The organism is Methanocalculus sp. MC3 (assembly GCF_054767395.1).
In genome coordinates this window covers 184581-203362 of sequence record NZ_BAABMP010000005.1, presented here as the reverse complement: position 1 = coordinate 203362, position 18782 = coordinate 184581, and the positions used below count along the sequence as shown (strand labels likewise).

Annotated in this window: 20 protein-coding genes and 2 tRNA genes; 11 read left to right on the top strand and 11 right to left on the bottom strand. The window is 51.1% G+C overall.

The annotated features are described in order from the left end of the window. The first annotated feature begins 1 nt into the window (after position 1). The gene (locus ACYUBO_RS09895; RefSeq protein ID WP_460373995.1) at positions 2 to 1045 is read left to right on the top strand and encodes an RNA-guided endonuclease InsQ/TnpB family protein; all 1044 of its coding nucleotides are present in this window, start codon (positions 2 to 4) and stop codon (positions 1043 to 1045) included. Positions 1046 to 1226: 181 nt separating this feature from the next. Here the strand turns inward: ACYUBO_RS09895 and ACYUBO_RS09890 are convergent. The 3 genes from ACYUBO_RS09890 to ACYUBO_RS09880 all read right to left on the bottom strand — a co-directional run bounded on the left by ACYUBO_RS09890 (position 1227) and on the right by ACYUBO_RS09880 (position 2933). Then, positions 1227 to 1310: transfer RNA gene (locus ACYUBO_RS09890), tRNA-Ser, on the bottom strand. Positions 1311 to 1341: 31 nt separating this feature from the next. Continuing rightward, the gene (locus ACYUBO_RS09885; RefSeq protein WP_460373993.1) at positions 1342 to 2250 is read right to left on the bottom strand and encodes an RNA-guided pseudouridylation complex pseudouridine synthase subunit Cbf5; all 909 of its coding nucleotides are present in this window, start codon (positions 2248 to 2250) and stop codon (positions 1342 to 1344) included. Further along, a complete protein-coding gene (locus ACYUBO_RS09880) occupies positions 2247 to 2933 on the bottom strand; it encodes a uroporphyrinogen-III synthase (protein WP_300334046.1) in 687 nt (228 codons plus the stop codon). The genes ACYUBO_RS09885 and ACYUBO_RS09880 overlap by 4 nt, the downstream gene beginning before the upstream one ends. Positions 2934 to 2995: 62 nt before the next feature. Between ACYUBO_RS09880 and ACYUBO_RS09875 the strand changes: the two genes are divergently transcribed. After that, positions 2996 to 4216, top strand: coding sequence for a tripartite tricarboxylate transporter permease (locus tag ACYUBO_RS09875; RefSeq protein ID WP_460373991.1), 1221 nt, complete (start codon positions 2996 to 2998; stop codon positions 4214 to 4216). Here ACYUBO_RS09875 and ACYUBO_RS09870 read toward each other — a convergent pair. After that, positions 4213 to 5139: a calcium/sodium antiporter gene (locus ACYUBO_RS09870; RefSeq protein WP_460373989.1), complete on the bottom strand. Its 927-nt coding sequence runs from the start codon at positions 5137 to 5139 to the stop codon at positions 4213 to 4215. The two genes, ACYUBO_RS09875 and ACYUBO_RS09870, sit on opposite strands and share 4 nt — an antisense overlap. 54 nt (positions 5140 to 5193) lie before the next feature. Here ACYUBO_RS09870 and ACYUBO_RS09865 point away from each other — a divergent pair, with 54 nt between their 5' ends. Further along, positions 5194 to 6060, top strand: coding sequence for an NOP5/NOP56 family protein (locus ACYUBO_RS09865; protein WP_460373988.1), 867 nt, complete (start codon positions 5194 to 5196; stop codon positions 6058 to 6060). After that, positions 6057 to 6683 (top strand): fibrillarin-like rRNA/tRNA 2'-O-methyltransferase, encoded by a 627-nt coding sequence (locus tag ACYUBO_RS09860; RefSeq protein WP_460373985.1) that lies wholly within the window; start codon positions 6057 to 6059, stop codon positions 6681 to 6683. Before ACYUBO_RS09865 ends, ACYUBO_RS09860 begins: the two co-directional genes overlap by 4 nt. Before the next feature lie 20 nt (positions 6684 to 6703). Here ACYUBO_RS09860 and ACYUBO_RS09855 read toward each other — a convergent pair whose 3' ends face one another. The 3 genes from ACYUBO_RS09855 to ACYUBO_RS09845 all read right to left on the bottom strand — a co-directional run bounded on the left by ACYUBO_RS09855 (position 6704) and on the right by ACYUBO_RS09845 (position 7523). Beyond that, on the bottom strand, positions 6704 to 6928 hold the full coding sequence (locus tag ACYUBO_RS09855; RefSeq protein WP_460373983.1) for a type II toxin-antitoxin system HicA family toxin: 225 nt from the start codon (positions 6926 to 6928) through the stop codon (positions 6704 to 6706). After that, positions 6897 to 7130, bottom strand: coding sequence for a hypothetical protein (locus ACYUBO_RS09850; protein WP_460373982.1), 234 nt, complete (start codon positions 7128 to 7130; stop codon positions 6897 to 6899). The genes ACYUBO_RS09855 and ACYUBO_RS09850 overlap by 32 nt, the downstream gene beginning before the upstream one ends. Before the next feature lie 66 nt (positions 7131 to 7196). Then, complete coding sequence (locus ACYUBO_RS09845) at positions 7197 to 7523, bottom strand: nucleotidyltransferase family protein (protein ID WP_460373980.1); 327 nt, start codon at positions 7521 to 7523, stop codon at positions 7197 to 7199. A gap of 374 nt (positions 7524 to 7897) precedes the next feature. Here ACYUBO_RS09845 and ACYUBO_RS09840 point away from each other — a divergent pair, with 374 nt between their 5' ends. Together ACYUBO_RS09840 and ACYUBO_RS09835 are read left to right on the top strand one after the other, a co-directional pair. Continuing rightward, a complete protein-coding gene (locus ACYUBO_RS09840) occupies positions 7898 to 8623 on the top strand; it encodes a DUF1614 domain-containing protein (protein ID WP_460373979.1) in 726 nt (241 codons plus the stop codon). Positions 8624 to 8633: 10 nt separating this feature from the next. After that, positions 8634 to 8852, top strand: coding sequence for a hypothetical protein (locus ACYUBO_RS09835; protein ID WP_460373976.1), 219 nt, complete (start codon positions 8634 to 8636; stop codon positions 8850 to 8852). 494 nt (positions 8853 to 9346) lie between these two features. Here the strand turns inward: ACYUBO_RS09835 and ACYUBO_RS09830 are convergent. After that, a tRNA-Gln gene (locus tag ACYUBO_RS09830) sits at positions 9347 to 9419 on the bottom strand. Between the two features lie 191 nt (positions 9420 to 9610). Next, on the bottom strand, positions 9611 to 10348 hold the full coding sequence (locus tag ACYUBO_RS09825) for a thymidylate synthase (protein ID WP_460373974.1): 738 nt from the start codon (positions 10346 to 10348) through the stop codon (positions 9611 to 9613). A 389-nt stretch (positions 10349 to 10737) separates the two neighbouring features. On the opposite strand from ACYUBO_RS09825, the gene ACYUBO_RS09820 reads away from it, so the two are divergent. The 3 genes from ACYUBO_RS09820 (at position 10738) to ACYUBO_RS09810 (ending at position 15403) form a co-directional block, all read left to right on the top strand. Beyond that, a complete protein-coding gene (locus ACYUBO_RS09820) occupies positions 10738 to 11835 on the top strand; it encodes a transposase (RefSeq protein ID WP_460371484.1) in 1098 nt (365 codons plus the stop codon). A 410-nt stretch (positions 11836 to 12245) separates the two neighbouring features. Then, positions 12246 to 14663 carry an MEMAR_RS02690 family S-layer glycoprotein gene (locus ACYUBO_RS09815; protein WP_460373973.1) on the top strand — a complete coding sequence of 806 codons (2418 nt, stop codon included), beginning with the start codon at positions 12246 to 12248 and terminating at the stop codon, positions 14661 to 14663. 557 nt (positions 14664 to 15220) lie between these two features. Beyond that, a complete protein-coding gene (locus tag ACYUBO_RS09810) occupies positions 15221 to 15403 on the top strand; it encodes a hypothetical protein (protein ID WP_460373971.1) in 183 nt (60 codons plus the stop codon). Positions 15404 to 15427: 24 nt separating this feature from the next. Here ACYUBO_RS09810 and ACYUBO_RS09805 read toward each other — a convergent pair whose 3' ends face one another. Next, complete coding sequence (locus ACYUBO_RS09805; protein WP_460374781.1) at positions 15428 to 15592, bottom strand: type II toxin-antitoxin system HicB family antitoxin; 165 nt, start codon at positions 15590 to 15592, stop codon at positions 15428 to 15430. Positions 15593 to 15633: 41 nt separating this feature from the next. Further along, positions 15634 to 15759 (bottom strand): hypothetical protein, encoded by a 126-nt coding sequence (locus ACYUBO_RS09800; RefSeq protein WP_460373970.1) that lies wholly within the window; start codon positions 15757 to 15759, stop codon positions 15634 to 15636. Positions 15760 to 15818: 59 nt separating this feature from the next. Here ACYUBO_RS09800 and ACYUBO_RS09795 point away from each other — a divergent pair, with 59 nt between their 5' ends. Together ACYUBO_RS09795 and ACYUBO_RS09790 are read left to right on the top strand one after the other, a co-directional pair. After that, on the top strand, positions 15819 to 17357 hold the full coding sequence (locus tag ACYUBO_RS09795) for an AMP phosphorylase (protein WP_460373968.1): 1539 nt from the start codon (positions 15819 to 15821) through the stop codon (positions 17355 to 17357). Between the two features lie 28 nt (positions 17358 to 17385). After that, positions 17386 to 18768, top strand: a complete 1383-nt coding sequence (locus ACYUBO_RS09790) for a peptidase associated/transthyretin-like domain-containing protein (protein ID WP_300331974.1) — start codon at positions 17386 to 17388, stop codon at positions 18766 to 18768. The last annotated feature ends 14 nt before the right edge of the window (positions 18769 to 18782 follow it).

Here is an 18782-nt window from a genome sequence, read left to right as displayed (position 1 = left end):
CATGATCTTAACCTACAAACTCCGGCACAACCGCGATTTCAGCGATGAATTAAAGAAAGCGTTTGCTGTAGCGGAGTTTGCAGTTAGAAATCCGAAATGCCGTTCGTCCGCTGCAGTCAAAGAGATTGGATTAAAATCAGCCATCTCAAACCAGATCCTCAAGAAGTATGGAAGCCAGAAGACAATCAAGCGAGTACGGAACGTCAATCTGGTTGTACCGGGACAGTCAATCAAAGTGGATCGAGATACTCGAACAATCCGGGTTGTCCCGTTGAAATTGACTCTCAACTACCAGTTTCCAGAGTTCGAGAAGGTTAATCAGATTGAGATTGATGCCAACTACGCCTATGTATCATGTACCGTCTTGGAAGAACCGGATATGATACCTCGACAGTTTATCGGGGTTGATCGGAACACTACGGGGCATGTGGCGGTAGCAGCGAATCCTGATACCGGAAAGATCGAGAAACTTGGTAAGAAGGCAATCCACACGCACCGAAAATACTCCGTGATCAGAAAACGCCTTCAGAAGCAGGGAAAGTTCCGCAAACTGAAAGCGATCAAAGATCGTGAGTCCCGTATCGTCAAGGATCTGAACCATAAAATTAGCCGCAAGGTTGTCGATATGGCAAAGGATCAAGACGCAGCACTCGTATTTGAGGATCTGACCGGTATCCGCAAGACGAGGAAACAACACCGTTCGTTCAAATACGCCCTGCACAGTTGGTCGTTTTATCAACTACAACAGTTTGTGGAATACAAAGCCAAGCTGCTCGGCGTTCCTGTCCTCTACATTGATCCAGCATACACCTCGCAAGATTGCTCTCGGTGTGATGGAAGAGGTCAACGGCGAGGAAAGGAGTTTAAGTGTCCGATCTGCGGGCACGTTGATCATGCTGATGTGAATGCGGCATTCAATATCGCACTCCGTCAAAAAAACATGATTGATCATGTACAGAAAGAGATGTACACGATGGGAGCACTGATACCCCACGACGCAATGCTTGAAGAATGCCTAAGCAACGTCAGAACCCCACGACTTTAGTCGTGGGAGTATGTCAGATGCCACAAAGCCATGTAAGTCAATCTAACCTGACTTAGCAGTCTTCCTCCTCTCCTAAGGTATCATACCTTGAGTTAGAGAAACAGTATATCTGGCTGAGAAAGGGCGGGGGATCGTGAATAATGAATGAATGATCAGGTTGTACAGAAAAGTGATTTCAAAACGCTGAGGGGGAGATTTGAACTCCCGAGAGACAAACGCCTCACGAGGTTTCCAGCCTCGCGCCTTTCCGCTAGACTACCTCAGCAAAAGATGCAGTAAATTAATTGTTCCGGGTATTACTTAATCCTGCTCTTCTTCTTCCAGCCCCGGGGGTACCTGCCGGGCTCCATCAGGATCGATTTTGGGCGTGCAACAAAGCCTTTTTTCCCTGGCACGCATTTCTCTGACGGAATACGGGCGGTGCCAAGGCCGATACATTCGCCCGCTTCGGTCATCAGCGCAACCGTGTCCCCTTTTGCAAATGTTTTGCAGGAGAGAACCCCGGCGCCTGCAAGCTGTGCGCCCCGGCATATCGCATCAACGGCAGAACTCCTGATGGTAATCGATGGAAGATCGGCAACTGCCCGCTCCACCGGGAGGATCATCTGCTTAAGCGGTTCTGGATCCCCTTCATCTGCTGCGGCTTTTGCGTCTGCAAGTTCATGGAGGGTATGTGCATCTGCTTCTCCGAATCCTCCCGAGAGGGTGCGCCGGAGCTCGACCATCTGCCCCCGCACTCCGAGTGCGAGGCCGATATGGACGCAGAGTGTCCTGATGTAGGTGCCTGCCTCGCACCGCACCCGGAAGAGGACAAGCCGCCCTTCGATATCCAGCACCTCGATCTCATGGAGTGTCCTGATACGGAGCGCCCGCTTCACAGCACTCCGGCGTGGGGGGCGCTGATAGACCCTGCCACAGAAGCTGCTGACCACCTCCCGGATCTCGTCTTCGGCTACATCGCCATGCAGCTTCAGGAGGCAGATGTACTCCTTATCATGGGCGAGGAGATGCTCTGCGATCTTGGCAGCCTTTCCAAGCATCACGATCAGGATGCCGGAGACCATCGGGTCAAGGGTGCCCCCCTGCCCGGTGCTGACACCGAGGATATCCCGCACCCAGGCGGCAACCTCGTGGCTGGTGGGGCCGGGCGGCTTATCGATGATGATGATTCCTGACTGTATGGTGGTCTGCTTCTTTCCGGTCATGATCTCTTCACTCTCAGGTAGGTATTCAGTGCTTCAAGGGTTCCGGCAAGTGATCCGTCACCGATAACCGCCGGCTCCACTCCCCCTTTCCGCATTGCGTCTGCGGTGATATCCCCGATTGCAATCGGGATGATATCTGCATTCTTCTCCCAGACAGCCATCAGAAACGAGTTTGCGCTTGTAAAGAGGATCGCATCTGCCCCATCTGTGTCAAGTGGTGTATGCGTCGGAACAAGCCCATAGCACCGGTACTCATATGCCGTGCCTCCGGCATCTTCAATGCCCTGAATGAGGGTGGGGTTTGGGACATCGGCACGGGGAATGCCGATCGCCTTCCCCTCAATCCAGTCGCCGAGGTAGGGAACAAAATCCCGGGAATAGTATGTGGGGAGCGTTTCGACCTTCAGCCCTTCCTTCTCCAGCATCCGGGCAGTCTGGGGTCCGATTGCGATGATCCGGGCATCTGTTTCGAGCAGCGGGGCAATCCGCTCGGCAGGAAGCGCGCTGGTGAAGAAGATGCAGTCGAAGGCGCCGCGGTTTGCCTCCAGCACAAACGCCTGGATCTGGTTGTCATAGACATCTGCAGCCAGAGGCGAGACAATCCGGCAGGAATGGCCGTATTGCTCACAGGTAGCCCGATCCCTGCCTGCCTTCTCCGGAAGCCTGGTTATCGCAATGATCATTGATCTCTATAGGGACGGATGCATGATATTCTTGTCTTCTCTGGTTCAACCTTCATCTTCGCATGATGGATGGGATCCTGATCGGAGCGGCAATCGGTGTGGTACTCGGTACCATCAGCGGGTGTACGCCGGGGATCCATTCAAACACGATGGCAGGTATCCTGCTCGGGGTGCATCCGGCACTCCTTCTCCTCTTTGGTCCTGCCGTCTTTGCAGCATCTGTCACAGCAACCCTGATCACGCATACCTTCCTTGATGCAGTTCCTTCCACCTTCCTCGGCGTGCCCGATCCAGATACTGCAATTGCGGTTCTGCCTGCGCATGATCTCTGCATGAAAGGGCTTGGTGAGGAGGCGGTCCGGATCTCGGCACTTGGATCTGCTGCGGGTGCCGCATTCGGGCTGCTGCTCTTTCCCCTCTTCTTCTCTCTCCTGCCCCCGCTCCAGCCGTACCTTGACTGGTGGATCGGCCTGCTCCTGATGACGGTTGCCGGGGTGCTTGTGGTCAGGTCAGAGGCGCCGGAATGGGCGGCTGTTGTCTTCATCGCATCGGGGATCCTCGGTTCATTCACGCTTGCCTATTCATACCTCTCCTGGCAGGTGCTCCCCGGCGGGAGCCCGCTCCTCCTCCCGCTCTTAACCGGCCTCTTTGGACTGCCGATCCTCCTGAAAGGAGCAACAGGCACAATTCCCGAGCAGATATACCGGGGGATCAGGATGGAGCGGCGGGAGATCGCCGGGGCTGCTGCTGCCGGTTCGGTTGCGGGTGCAGTCGTCGGGTGGATGCCCGGTTTCTCAAATGCAACTGCAAACGCGGTACTTGCTTCATTTATCTCATATACCCGGAATGGGAGGGGGTATATCCTTGCAACCGGTGCGGCGAATACGGCAAATGCGTTCCTCGGTATCGCCGCCCTCTATGCCCTTTCGCGGGCGCGGAACGGTGCGATGGTGGCAATCGCAACAGATGAACTGCCGCCGCTTGCCGGGATCATGCTTGCGGCCTGTCTCGCTGCGGTGGCTGCGTATCCGCTGACAATTCTCTTCTCAAAAGGCTCACGGTACCTGGCAGCCCTGAATGTCAGGCGGCTGAATCTCACGGTCATCATCTTCCTTGTGGCATTGACCGCTCTTGTGACGGGGCCGTTTGGGCTCCTGATCCTCGCGCTTGCAACCGCAATCGGGACGGTGCCCCCGATGGTCTCGGTGCAACGGGTCTTCTGCATGGGGGCGATCATGGTTCCGATCATCGTCTGGTCGGTTCTTGGGCTTCCACTCTTTTAGATGAGACCTGCCAGTATCCCGATATAGGCGAAGTACCCGATGAGAACAACCGCCGATATAGGGCGTTTTACCCGTTCGCCTGCATAGATGAGGGGGATTGCGGCTGCCGAGAAGACTGCCATTATCAGGAGATCTCCTATTTCTGCTACCTGGATAGGGACAATCAGGGCGATGATCCCCATCACGAAGAGGAGGTTGAAGATGTTGCTCCCAAGCAGGTTGCCAACCGAGATACCGGATTCGCCTTTCAGAATTGCCGCGGCTGAGGTGGCAAGCTCAGGTAGCGAGGTGCCGATGGCGACGATGGTCATCCCGATCACAAAAGCAGAGATCCCAAGGGCGGTTGCAATTCCGACAGCGGAGGTGACAACAAGTTGTGCGCCGATGATGACTGCGATAATCCCTCCTGCAGTCAGGATATAATCGAGGCTGCCTTTTGCCAAAATGGGCATTTCCCCCTCGATCCTGCCTTTTCTCCAGAGTGATCTCAGGATTAGGATAAATGCGATCAGGAATATGGCTCCTGCTGGTACGGAGAGGGTCCCGGACCATGCAACGACAACAAAGAGGGCGGTTGCCGCAAGCATCATCAGAGCCTGTCTCTTCACCCCGCTGTTGGCAGGATCATGCCTGTTGAGTGCATGGGGGTTGAGCAACCCGCAGATCGCCAGTACAAGCGCGATATTGGCTATATTGCTCCCGATGATGTTTCCGGTTGCGATTTCGGGGTTGCCGGTCAGGCCTGCATTCATGCTGACGACGAACTCAGGCAGCGAGGTTCCGAATGCAACAACAGTGAACCCGATGAGTGACGGGGTGATCCCAAACCGTGAGGCGAGCCCGCTCCCCCCGCCGACAAAGAGGTCCGCACCCTTCACAAGGAGTATGATGCCGACTACAAAGAGTGCCGCCTCGATGATCATACCCAAAGATTCGGTCGCCGGATATATAGGTGCTGAGGTATCATCTCTTCTGCAATGACGGAGTACTGGTGCGGGAGCGTAGATGATGGGGGGGTTTTTGTTCCTTCCCGCGGGTCACCGGCTGAGCTGCTGGCGAGGGTGGAGTCATTAAAGACCAATATGCAGGTATACCACCCTCTTACGCCCGCTCTGATCGAAGGAAGCGGCATCTTCCCTGATCGTGCTGCATATATCCGGCAGCTCCGGGAGGTCACCATTCTCCAGGCACAGGGGGTGATCGAGGCGGCGGCATCGGGGAAGGATGCAGAACTCCTCCAGATGGTCAGGATGCTCGACCAGTTGGATGAGGTGATCAATCTCCTCTCCGAGCGACTGGTTGAATGGTACCAGGTGACGAACCCGGCATTCTCACAGAAAGGGAGGCAGGGTTCGGTGAGGCGGGTTCTTCCGAAGATCAGGCGGAGCAGATCCCGTCCCCTGCGAGGAATGGCTGATGAGCTTGAAGGGCTGATTACCGCCCGGACATCACTTGCCGCTGATGTCTCGCGGCTCGCAGCACTGGTGATCCCAAACACAAGCGAGCTTGTCGGCGGCCTTGTTGCGGCACGTATCATGGCCCGTGCCGGGGGGCTTGAGAAGCTTGCCCGGATGCCCGGCAGTTCTGTTCAGGTGATCGGGGCTGAGGCCGCACTCTTCTCCCATATCCGGGGGAACTCGCCCTCCCCAAAACACGGGATCATCTTCCAGCACCGCCGGGTGCATAACGCACCCCGTGAGATCCGGGGGAGGGTTGCCCGGGTGCTTGCTGCAAAGCTTGCGATTGCGGCCAGAATCGACTTCTATCGTGGCGAGGCGGATCCCGGCTTCCTCTCGTCGGCACAGGCATTGATCGATGGAATCGCAGGAGGTGGATCCGAATGATTCGAATTGATGGACAGCTCGTCTCGTCGGGGTCAGGCGGGGTCTATAATGAAAGGATGGTGAAAGGGTACCGGGTCTGGGATCCCTACCGCTCAAAGCTTGCTGCCCTCTGTATGCTGGATGAGTCTCTGGATCTTGCGGCTGACATGAAGGTCTTGTATCTGGGTGCTGCAAACGGGACGACGGTCTCGCATGTGGCCGACTATGTGGATTGCGTGTATGCGGTTGAGTTTGCTCCACGACCCTTGCGGGATCTGCTGGTGGTTGCAGAGAAGCGGAAGAATATCGTTCCGATCGCTGGAGATGCGACCCGCCCGGACCGGTATGCGCCGTTTCTGGAAGAGGTTGATCTGCTGTATCAGGATGTTGCCCAGCCCGATCAGGCAGGAATTCTGATTAAGCACCTGCCGTTTCTAAAACAGGGTGTGGGGATCGATGGCGGGATGACGGCGATTCTGATGCTGAAGACGCGGTCAGTTGATATCAGGAGGACACCGGAAGAGGTCTTTGCCGAGACGATCGAGCGTTTGGAAGGTGCAGGGCTTTCTATCCTGAACACCTGCTGGCTTGAGCCATACCATCATGATCATGCGGCGATTGTGTGTGGTGTTGGGGAGAGGTGAAGGTGAGGGTTATTCTCACTTTATTTTGTATGGCTGAGGAACTCTTTCTTTTCAATACCTGCCTGCTTCAGAATTGATAGGAGTGTTCCCGTTGCCACTTCCCGGTAATTTGGAATTGTAACCAGCCGCCTGGTTTCTTCATTGAATAGATGAATGTGGCTTCCAGTTTGCCTTACCTGTTTGAATCCAAAATGGTAGAGAATTTTGATAATCTCACGAGATGATAGAGGCGGAATTTTTGACAAGGTTATCTACTTCAATATCGATATAGGTCAATTTGTGATCTCTGGGGCTTAATTCGATTAACAGCTTGTAGTGTTCTTCAAGCCCTTTTTTTAAGTTGCTTATTGCTTCCTCCTCAGTGAAACCCTGATCAGCGACATGCGTAAGAAGATCAATAGCAACGTAGTATTTTCCTTCCCTGTGTACTTCGATGAGGGTTTTCATACTATCAGGAGTATCTCTGTTTCTTTCCAATAATAATGGTTTTCCATGTGATCTACTCCTCCAATATCAGGCATATATGGCATCCTTTTCGATATAGCTCATCAGGCGTGGCCGGGTGGCTATGCCGCCTTTCAGAACAAGATCGACGTCTCTGTTGAGGATATCTTCGAGTTCGTCTTTCAGGTCGATGACATCCCATCCAATCGGTCTTTCAAATGAGACCAGAATATCAAGATCACTCTCTTCTGTTTGTTCGTTTCGTGCGAATGATCCAAAGATGGCTATCTCTTTTATCGGGTATCGGCGTAGTAATTCAGGCTTTGCTCTCTGGATCTTCCGGATAATGGAGTGAACCGTCCATGTTTTGGGTATATCCTCAGGCTTTTGTGGCATCACTCATCACTCTCCTATTGGATTATTGGTAAATATGATCTTGTGCATGATAATGATTCTTGCTACATGGAGATCTCTCTCTCTCTCCCAGCTGTCTGTTTTGTTCCTTTTAACGGCTTTCTGAATTGTATTTATGGATTTAGGGTTCAAATCTCTACAAAAACGAGCGGTCTTCCTCTGGTTTGCATTTTCGCCAATAAACTATATGCAGGTTTATGATGGGGATGTCTGGCTGGATCCCGCCCTGCTTCATCCACTCATGAAAACCTGTCTTCCTGCAATCTCCGGGTACAACCCCATCGCCTCCATCGATACTCTAATAATACTGCTAATGCAAGAGAATGGATTATACGAATTATAAGGATCATCTGCCAATGCCCCGCTACGTCTTCTTCAATCCTTTCTCCATCCTGATGGTGATCATTCTCTTCGCCGCACTCATCCTCTTAATCCCGCTCCTTCTTCTCGGCATTGTCGGGGGTGCCCTCACAAACCTCGGCTTCTCTTGGTTCCAGGCGATCGGGCTCCTTCTCCTGATTTTGATCGGGAGCCTGGTGAATATCCCGGTGACTGAGATCCGGGAGAGAGCGCCTGATCCGGTGGAGCGTCCTGAAAGGCGCCAGTTTGCCCCGTCACTCTATGATGGGATGTATAAGGTGCAGCCGCCTGCACAGGTGACGAAAGTGGCCCTTAATCTCGGTGGTGCAGTGATTCCTGTTCTGATATCGGTTTTCCTGCTTCTTCATGCACTCATCGGGATGGGTGATGTACGGCTCTTCACTCTTGCCTGTGTGGGGGCCCTTGCTGTCACTATTGTCGTCAATCGATATGCACGGCTCATCCCCGGAGTCGGTATAGGGACGCCGTTCTTCCTGCCGCCGCTTGCTGCTCTTATCTGCGGGATCCTGCTTGCAGGAGGATTTGGGCTGAGTGCCGCTATCATTGCCTATGTAAGCGGGACAGTCGGAACGCTTGTCGGGGCAGATCTCTTAAATCTCAGGAAGATCGGATCCCTTGGAGTGCCTATTGTCTCTATCGGGGGTGCCGGGACGTTTGACGGGATCTTTTTGTCAGGGATTATCGCGGCGTTTCTGGCTTGAAGGGGATTGGATGTGTAAAAGGTGTGAGTGCGGGTTTGGTGGATCGGGTATTGAAGAAGAGAGGGGTGGAACCGGGCTTGCAGAATTTGAACGGGGTTTGGAGAGTGAATTGGATGATGAACCTATCACTGATGAGGAGATTGCCGAGATCCAGGAGGCTCTGGAGGAGGTTGAACGGGGTGGGTTCGTCACCCATGAAGAGCTGAAGCGTGATCTGGGGCTTGAGTGAGTCTAACTAATGGGATGATTTTGAGTGGGATCTCATTATCTCATATTTTATCTTGTAAACATCGAATTATTTTGTGTAATCTTTGATTGAAAGCCTCTCTGTCTTCTGAATGAGTTTAAGGGCCTCGCTCTTTCTTCCTCCTTCTATATCTGGCAGTTTTAAACCTCTTATGGTTCTTATTCTGGCTATGAGGGCCTTTCGACTGTCTGCAACTCTTGTGTTTTCCTTGTATCGTCTCCTCTCTCTTCTTTCGTTACCGTCTCTTCATAAACCTGCATGTGGTTTATTGCGCATCATGAGAATAGATCAGGGGGTAATGGATCTAACGAATTTATAAGCTATATTCATCAATTTAAGCATTATTTTCGAGGGGAGTTGACGGAATTACACTGTTAATGGTGGTGTAAGAATCGCCCGGACTCTTCATGGTGGAGATGTTCGGAAAAAGGCTGAATTACTATTGTTAGAGCAAAAAATTTGAAAGAAAAGGAAAGTAGTCCGGAGCAGATTCGAACTGCTGTCGGGGGATCCAGAGTCCCCCATGATTGACCGCTACACTACCGGACTATTGTGCCATAATATGTGATTCCTGATGATTAATGAACCTGACGGAAATCCCCGGTCTGGTGGAGTCTTCAGGGAGTTTTTCTTCAACAATAATCCCGTATCCCGCAGGAGATCACATATGGAATCTCTGCATGTGATATGGCGGGAATAAGACGAAAAAAGAAGAAAATAGCGAGAAACAGCGATGAGGGTTAAATATTCTCCGCTCTCCGGCATCCCCGGCATGCTGCACAGACAAATTCCATGGGCCGGATCAGTGTTCCTTCACCACAGAATGGCGGGATGTCAGCTACATCTCTCTTATAATATATGTGCGGGACAAGCGAGATATGGGTGTATGCACCAACCGGCACGCCGACTGCCTCTGCAATACACTGCTGGAGGCGTGCCAGTGCATACATATTTGCACCTGCTGCCGAGAGCATGTCATTTGAACGGAAGACGACCTTCATATCAAGGAGCCGTGCATCTCCTTCCTTCCGGATGACGCACTGGATCAGCTGGAGGCAGGGGCAGTCGTCCAGTGTTTCGTCAATTGCGGGGTTCCATGTGACGGCGACTGCCCGCCTGCTGACTGGCTCATTCTTTAGCTTCTCTATAATGTACCTGATCTGGTCGGCATGGATGTCGCCTTCCTTGATTTTGAGTCCCTGCCCCCAGTCGAAGAGGCGTGAATGGTAGTCATATTCAAAGACGGCATCAGATCCCTTGATCAGGCCGTCTGCATAGCTCTCCAGAAACGCGTTTCTAAACCGTGAATGGGCACTTGCCATCGGCTCAGCTAGCGGATTCTCGACCCGGAGTGCAATCTCGTCGGTTTCAAGTGTTTCCTCGCCGTTCTCGGTTCGCCGCTCCCTTCCCTTCTCAAGGATGTGTTTGATGATGAGTTCGTGGGCACGGCCAAGGCTTGCAGCACGGATGATCTTCATGATCATACTAATGGTGCGGGGGGTAGATAGTAATAGTGCGAAAGTGGGTTGTAAGGGGTGTCTTTCGGTGTGTTCTTGCAAGTATACCAGCGCCCTTTTCTATCCAGATGGGGAGATGATCTGTTGTGTGGAGATCCCGGTGATCAAACTCGTCAGATCTTACGGCTCTCCCCGATTGCCCGCGCCCTGTTTTTCATTATGACTTCTGAGCCCATCAAACCACCGATCTGACTTATAAAACCTCCCCATTTTTCCGTCATTCTGCGCTCCTCTGAAAAATCCCATCAATTTATACGTTATTTCCCTCATTTTTCCTGGTCTTCTCACCTTTTTTGCGCCCCTAAGAGGGGTTTTCAGTCAGGTTTATATACTCAGCGTACGACTGGCTCATGGACTCCAGCATTGAGTTCTCGGAAAAAGCAGGTCGAATTAAAGAGATTGAACAGGGAACCTCTATCTCAGAATTCCTGAGTTCATCGCATCTGCACACAATTGCACAGACCATTGAACGAGAATACTACCCCACAGGAAGCACCAGATTCCGTTATCCGGTTCATCTCCTGCTGAAACTCCTTATCATCAAGTGTTTCAGGAAACAATCCTATGCCCGGACAATTCTTCTCCTGACAGACGAGGATTGTTTTCATCTTGGGGCAGAGTTGGGCGAAGATGGGTACATCATACCCAATTCAGCAACACTCCACTACTTCGTGAAATACCGTCTCGGAGTCAAGGGGATGAAACGGCTCATGCACCTTGTCGGCGAGGCAATCCTTCTCTGGGCACAGAATGAGATGGTAGGTATCATTGATTCAACTCCGATTGAAGCTTCCCGGTACGACAAATATGCTCCGTTTCATCCGCACTACTCGGTGAAGATGGATAAAGCGCATATCTTCCATCTGGGACCATACCCTCTTGCAATGGTCTATTCGTATGGAACCGATGCTGATCCATCTCATCTTCTACCTCTTCTTAAACGGGTGAAGACATTGAATCCACGGCTCATCAATGTGCTGCTTGATGCAGGATATGACTCATTTGAAGCACATGCTCAGGTTTGGTATCATCTGAATGCCCGACCCTGTATCGATATCCGGGAGGGAGCAGTTCTCCAGAATGAAGGAAATGTTGAGAGAATCAGACACTGGGTCAACAAGCTCTGGAGAGCAGGGGGAGATATCCACGCTCCCCTGGCTCAACAGTTGAGATTCCTCTTCCAGAACGGAAGAGTGGAACAGGTCGGGATGCATTTCCGAAACAAGAATCTTCTCGACCCTGAATTCTCAGCAATCATGCGAAGCCGTGGTGAGTGTGAACGGGTACATGCCCGGATGAAGGCATCAGTTACCTTTCACCTCAGGAGGATTCAGCATGAAAGCCGGGAACTCTATATAATCCTCAACTTTGTTGTTTATCAAATGCTCCTCCTGACGGGGTTGCGTGCCGGGGTGAAGAACCCGACACACCTGAGTACGTTATTCTGAGGACTGATTCCTGCAGTCAGAAGAGGCAAACCCCTTGGTGAGAGGGGAATAAAGAGAGCGATAGCTTTGTCTTTTCAATGGGTTTTTGGGTAATCTGGCAGTGGAACCGTATCGCTGTTCAAGACAAGGGCAGGGATATTGAGCAGTTGAATGATATATTCAGGGCTCATTATGGAGATCTGACGGAACAAATGACCCAGAATTTCATCCCATCAAATCAGGAGGGGTGTTGTTTTGATGGGCTCCTTCTTAAAAACGGGCTCGACCACAAAGGATATATTAATTCTACATCTAATAAGGAAGCATATTCCGTTGATCGGAGTATGATCCTTGCAGAACGGTTTTTCGGCACATGTCGAAAAGCCCGGAATCGCATGTTGATTAAGGAAAGTATTGAGGTGTAAAAACACATGAAAAACACAACTAAGATGATGGTCGTCGCCATTGCTCTGTTACTTGCTACGGCACTGCTGGTTGCACCGGCAGTAGCACGGTATCCAGGTATCGGTGATATAAAAAATGGTGACACCATCTTTGTTTATGAAAAATCGCTTAATGTGACAGGTCTGAATGGATCAGCTGCAACCGATGTTACAGCTTTCAGAAGGTATTCTGAAGACAATCCGTCAAAGGCGCTTTTGAATGAGATTCCTGTTGACACGGCCACAAATTTTGAGCTTCTTGAAGCTGCTGTTTCTGGACAATCTGGGGTCTACTATGCATGGAATGGAACCGCTGTAATAACTGGTAATGGTGGGGCGCTTGATTATCAATCTATTGTCATTCGCCAACCTGCGCTTACAGCTGATGTCAGGCTTTGGGTTACAACCGCTACCCCACAAATGAAGCCCGATTCACTTGATGGTAAGACAGTGACAAAAGATACACTGCTTGCTTTTAAAGTAGGTAGTCAAGTTGGATCGTATTACCGTGCCGCAGGTTCAACTGTCAATGCGACTGTGAAAGTCGAGATTACAACTCCTGGTGGAGCCAAGCTGACATCCTTTGGTGGATTGGACTTGGCAAGTCTCAATGTCTCTTCATCGGAGTTTAACACAACGGCTGCAGTCCTCACTGACGTTGCAGCAGGTACCTACACCGCACAGGTGAAGTGGGTGTCTCCAGATGGCTTCTCGGACTATGCAGCGTCATCAAACACTGCTTCATTCACCGTTGAGTCACGTGTGACCAGCATCACGTCAAACAAAGACACTCTCGTCAGAGGCAACAACTTTGTTGTGACGATTGCCGGTGAATCATCTGCAAACTATACTGTGTTTGTTAAAAACGCTGAAACAGATGGTGATACTAGCAATCCAGGTCTTACACCAGGACAACCAAATGTATTACCTAGTGCAACGAAGCCTTACTACACTGCATTTGTTATGACCAATGCTGCTGGAACACGCCCGATTGAGTTCAACACTACTGCTAACACCAAAGACAAGACTTTTACAATCAGAGTCGAGAAAATCGTGGGTGGAGTCGCTGATACTGCTGATTATGACGAAGTAAAGGTTAAAGTTGAGAAAGGTGGAGTCAGTGTCACAGCCTCCGGAACTGGGAGCTATTACATTGGTGAAGAGATCAAACTCACCGGTACTAACACAGAAACCGAAAATACTTACTTCTTCATTACCGGTCCAAACCTTGCATCAAAAGGTGTAAACCTCACAAACATTCAGGCAGTTACAAATAACACTGCAACTACATTTGACAGTGCAGCTGTCAAAACAGATGATACCTATGAGAAGAGGTGGGATACCTCTAATGTTGGACTAGATGCAGGCTCTTACACGATCTACGCAGTATCTGCTCCACGTGACAGAGATAACCTTGCTAATGTTCAGTATGCAACCGTTTCAATCGTTGTCAAGAAGCCATTCGTTTCCGCAACAACCTCTGCATCTACTGTAGCAAAGGGTGATAAACTCTTTGTCCGTGGAACCGCTGAAGGAAAACCTACATCAGGTGTTCAGATCTGGTTCTTTGGAAAGAATTACTATGATATTCAAACTACATCTGTGAATGATGACTCAACATTTGAGCATGAAGTTACTACGCAGACAACAAAGGATCTTGCATCCGGCCAGTACTTTGTAGTTGTTCAGCACCCGATGCAGAATGATAGGTTTGATGTGGTGCGAGACACAACGAGTGTTGCAAACATTGAGTATGCTAAGATGAGAAATGCCATCATAAGTTCAGGTAACACTTCGACAGATTGGTTTGTCCTGAAAGGTGCTGGCCGTCTTCAGGGTTCTGATGCAGCACAGGCACTCATAGATCTCCTGAACAACGCAAACATTGACGACACATATGCAAAACTGACCTTCCTCGTTGAAGAGCCATGGATCAGGATTGACACTGTTAATGACAAGTATGTTGGCTCTCAGTTCTCAATCACTGGAACAACAAACCTTGCAGTCGATAATGACTTCCTCATTGATGTCCTCTCCTCAGCTTTCAAGCCAACTGAGAAGACAACAACGGGCGAATTCGCCGGACAGTCCGGAACTATAAAGGTTACCAAGGGTGACGCAGGTTACAACACCTGGTCATTCGAAGTCGATACAAGTTCCTTCCTGCCTGACGAGTACATCGTCAAGGTTGAATCAATCGAAGCAGGTACAACTGCAACCACCACCTTCAACGTCCTTGAGGGTGTCCCGGTAACACAGCCACCTGCAACCCCGGTGCCAACCACACCACCGGCAACCGTTGTCCCAACCCAGCCACCAGCAACCCCGGCATCACCCGGATTTGGTGCGCTTGTTGCGATTGCAGGTCTTGGTGCGGTAGCGTTCCTCGTTCTTCGCAGGGACTAAACCTAACCAACCCTAACTTTTCTTTTTCTTTGTCAGAGCAAAACAGCTGAGCGATAGCTCTTTTCTTGTTTAAACGCGCTTCTGAGTTTTTGAAGCTATTCTTCTCTCTCTCTCTCTCTCTCTCTGCTCCTCGCGGTAACGTGTGGGTTTTCAATACGGAACGAGTCATCATCCGGCTATCGGGTGGCTTGAATCATGTATTCGAATCTGTTCACTGAGGCATTTTCCCCACCGCCCCTGTCCTGTCCGCACGTGCTTCGCAAGGAAGTTGTACTGGCTGACCGCAGATGCAACGCTGGAGGGGCGGGAATACTTCGGTGGCTGCCAGAAGCAGATAAATCCCCGATTCTTAAGAATCGCCTTTCAGGTTGCTCTGATGAGCAAGGGTTTATCAGCTCTGTCATCCTTATCCCTTCGCTCGCCCCGCCCCCCTATACCTGCGCCGCACCTGCTCCAATCAGTTCCCATGATCCGTTTGTTGGATCACGAAAGAGCAAGGGAGGGTGTTTTCTTACCGGAATCACTATCCGGATTGAAAACAACATTCCTGTATTCTCATGAAGGCTCCAAAAAAGATTATTCTCAGGGAGGATATCGTTGAGGATCTCCTTCATATGCGAAAACCCGGAATGACGCTCTCCGGGGTTATTGAAGAGATGATCGAGCACGAAAAGAAACAGCGTCTTCTTGATGATATCAGGCGTATTCAGGAGAGAGAAGAGCTTGTGGAGCTTTTTTAGTGGGATTGCTATAGAATAAGCAGATTATTCAACAGGAATAGCTTTTCCAGGCTTTCCGGCCACTTCAATATACCCGGCAATTGCCTCCTCGATATGATATAATGCCTCTTCCCAGTTTGATCCTTCACTTATACCTCCCGGAAGGAGGGGTACTGTTACGGTATATCCTCCATCTTCATTTTTTTCCAGGAGTACGGTATAGCGAAGTATGCCAATGCCGGATTATTTCCTCACCCCTCCTCTTCCAATCTTCCTCCTCCTCTCTTTCCCAACCCCTCACCTTCCACCAAACTGCCAATATCCGGAAACTCCTCTCTGACAACCCTCCTTCCGGCAACCCTTATCTCTCCCGCCAACCAGATCCTCTATATTATACCGGTTACTACCGGTACAATTCAAAAAGGTAGTGTGATCTATGGTTCGTCTCTCTGGAAAAGTGATTGATATCGAATACCGGGGCATCCTCCTGAACCGGGACGACGCCCGCACCATCGGCGTCCTGGACGGTGATCGTGTCGAGGTGATCAATGAAGAGAAGAAGACCGCCGCACAGGCATTTGTCACAACAACCACCACCCTGCTGCCGCAGGGAACAGCCGGCGTTTACCAGGTGACAAACCGGCGGCTCGCCCTTGAAGGAGGCGAACCAATCGAGATCCGGGCTGTCGGAAGGCCTTCCTCAATTGATTTCATTAAGAAGAAGATGGACGGCGGCAAACTCTCGATGGAGGAGACCCAGTCGATCGTCCGGGAGATCGTCGACGATACCCTTTCCCCTGGCGAGATCAGCGCATACATCGTAGGCACCTACATCAACGGTCTTGATATGGACGAGATCGAGTATCTCACCCGCTCAACCGTCCAGACTGGCGAGAAACTCTCCTTTGCCTCGCACCCGATTGTTGACAAGCATTCAATCGGCGGTGTCCCCGGCAACAAGATCACCCTGCTTGTGGTGCCGATCATCATGGCAGCGGGCCTGAAATGCCCAAAAACCAGCTCAAGGGCGATCACCGGCGCAGGCGGGACAGCCGACCTGATGGAAGCAATCGCCCCGGTTGCCTTCACCGGATCTGAGCTTCAGGAGATGACAGAGAAGGTCGGGGGCGCCATCGTCTGGGGGGGTGCAACAAACATCGCCCCCGCAGACGACAAGATCATCCTCTATGAATACCCGCTCAAGATTGATCCGCATGGCCAGATGCTCGCCTCGGTGATGGCAAAGAAGTTTGCAGTCGGTGCAGATCTCGTCGTCATCGACATCCCTGTTGGCAGGGATGCAAAAGTCACCACCGTCGAGGAGGGAAGGAAACTCGCCCGTGACTTTATGGAACTTGGGGATCGGCTCGGGATGAAAGTCGAGTGCGCACTCACCTATGGCGAGACCCCGATCGGCCATTCTATCGGCGTCAATCTTGAAGTCGCAGAAGCTCTCTCCATTTTAAAGGGAGGCTCCGGCCCCGACTCCCTCATGCAGAAGAGCGCCGCAATTGCAGGGATAGCTCTTGAGATGGCAGGCAAGGTGCAGTATGGCACTGGAACAGAGGCGGCGCTTGATCTCCTCTCATCTGGCAAAGCCGATCTGATGATGCAGAAGGTGATTGAGATTCAGGGCGGCGATCCCGTTGTGAAAGCTGAGGATCTCCCACCCGGTGAACATTCCTTCACCATCAATGCTCCTGAAACCGGGTACGTGGTCGAGATGAATAACCGGGCTCTGATCACGATTGCGCGCGCAGCTGGCGCCCCGCATGACCACGGCGCCGGGATCTTGTTCCATAAGAAACAGGGGCAGCATGTGAAGAAGGGGGAGCCGATCTTCACCATCTATGCGGATCGCGGCTGGCGGCTCCAGAAAGCCCTTGAAGAAGGCAGGCGCCTCATGCCGATAGCTGTTGAAGGAATGCTGATTGACAGGGTGCCGGGGAACCGCTGGCGGACACCGATGCACTAATAGGTGAGAAAACAATACTAACCTGTATATGCGTGCTATGCGGATTGTCGTTGCTCTCATCCTGCTTATTACCCTGGTGGTAACAGTGCAGGCGGTGGTCACCCTGCAGATCACCGTAGAGGATTCACAGGGAAACCGGGTTCCAGGTGCTGATATTTATGTTGCTGGTACTCATGTCGGAACAAGTGATGGTTCTGGGCTATTTTTGTATGATCACGCAGGCACAACAGCTTTCAACCTCATGGTGAGCAAAACGGGATATCAGAGCACTACCGTCTCAGTTCTGGCAACCGAGAGAAACCGGACTATTACCCTGCCACGGAGTACTGTCGTTTTGACTGTGCTTGTTTATGATGAGAATGTGGCCCCTCTTCGGAACGCTATTGTCAGAGTGGTTGGTCCGGATGCCGAGAAGACGGGTGAAACCGGATTTGATGGAAAAGCTATTTTTACCCTTAAAGACGGCGAAACATACCAGATATTTATCACCGCTCTTGATTACCGTGATGAACAGAGATCTGTACTCATATCCGGGGCACAACCTGAGCCGATCACGGTTGTGATGGTGCGTGGTGACCGTTTTGCCTTCCGTGTTACTGAAGTGGAGACAGCTCTCCCGATCAGCGGGGCTTCGATCTCGATTGATGGTAATCTCAAAGGAACGACCGGAGATGACGGGGTCTTCTCATATAATCTCCGGAAAGGATACGAATACCAGATTCTGGTGGAAAAACCCGAGTACCAGTCCTTTGCAAAACGTGAATATATCACCGGCGACCAGCAGGTTCTTTCGATATCCCTTTCGAAGGCATATCACTCTCCATTTGTATCGGCCTTTGATCCCGTGAAGAAGGTTGTTGATAGCGCTGATGTCTATATTGATGGAATGCTCCTGAGAAAGACTGACAATTATGGGCGTGCGAGCCTGGGAAGGCTCACTGCTGGTACGTACCTCCTTGAGATTAGGAAGGGGGGATTTGAACCTTATAGCCAGAATATCACGGTTTCTGAAGATTCGCTTGATTTTGTTGCAAATCTTGCTTATTCTGCGGTTCCGATTCGTGTGCTTGTTGAGGATCCTTCACACTCGATCCTCCCCGGAGCAATCGTGTCGGCAGATGGGGTGGTGGAAGGTACAACCGATGAAAGGGGAATTATCTTCATCTCTCTAACACCGGGTTCCGTTCATACCCTCTCAGCGATAAAAGACGGGTATCATCAGGGAACTACACAACTTGTGATACCAGTGGATGGACAGCAGGATTCAGTCACGATGACTCTTGAGCCTCAGTTCAACCCGATCCTTTTAGGTGGTATTGTGCTTGCTCTTGTGCTCCTCGGAGGGGGCGTGTATATCTCCAGGAACCGTGGGCGAAAAGGAAGTAAAAGCAAGCGGTTTAAAGACTGGTGATGCTTTTATTCTGG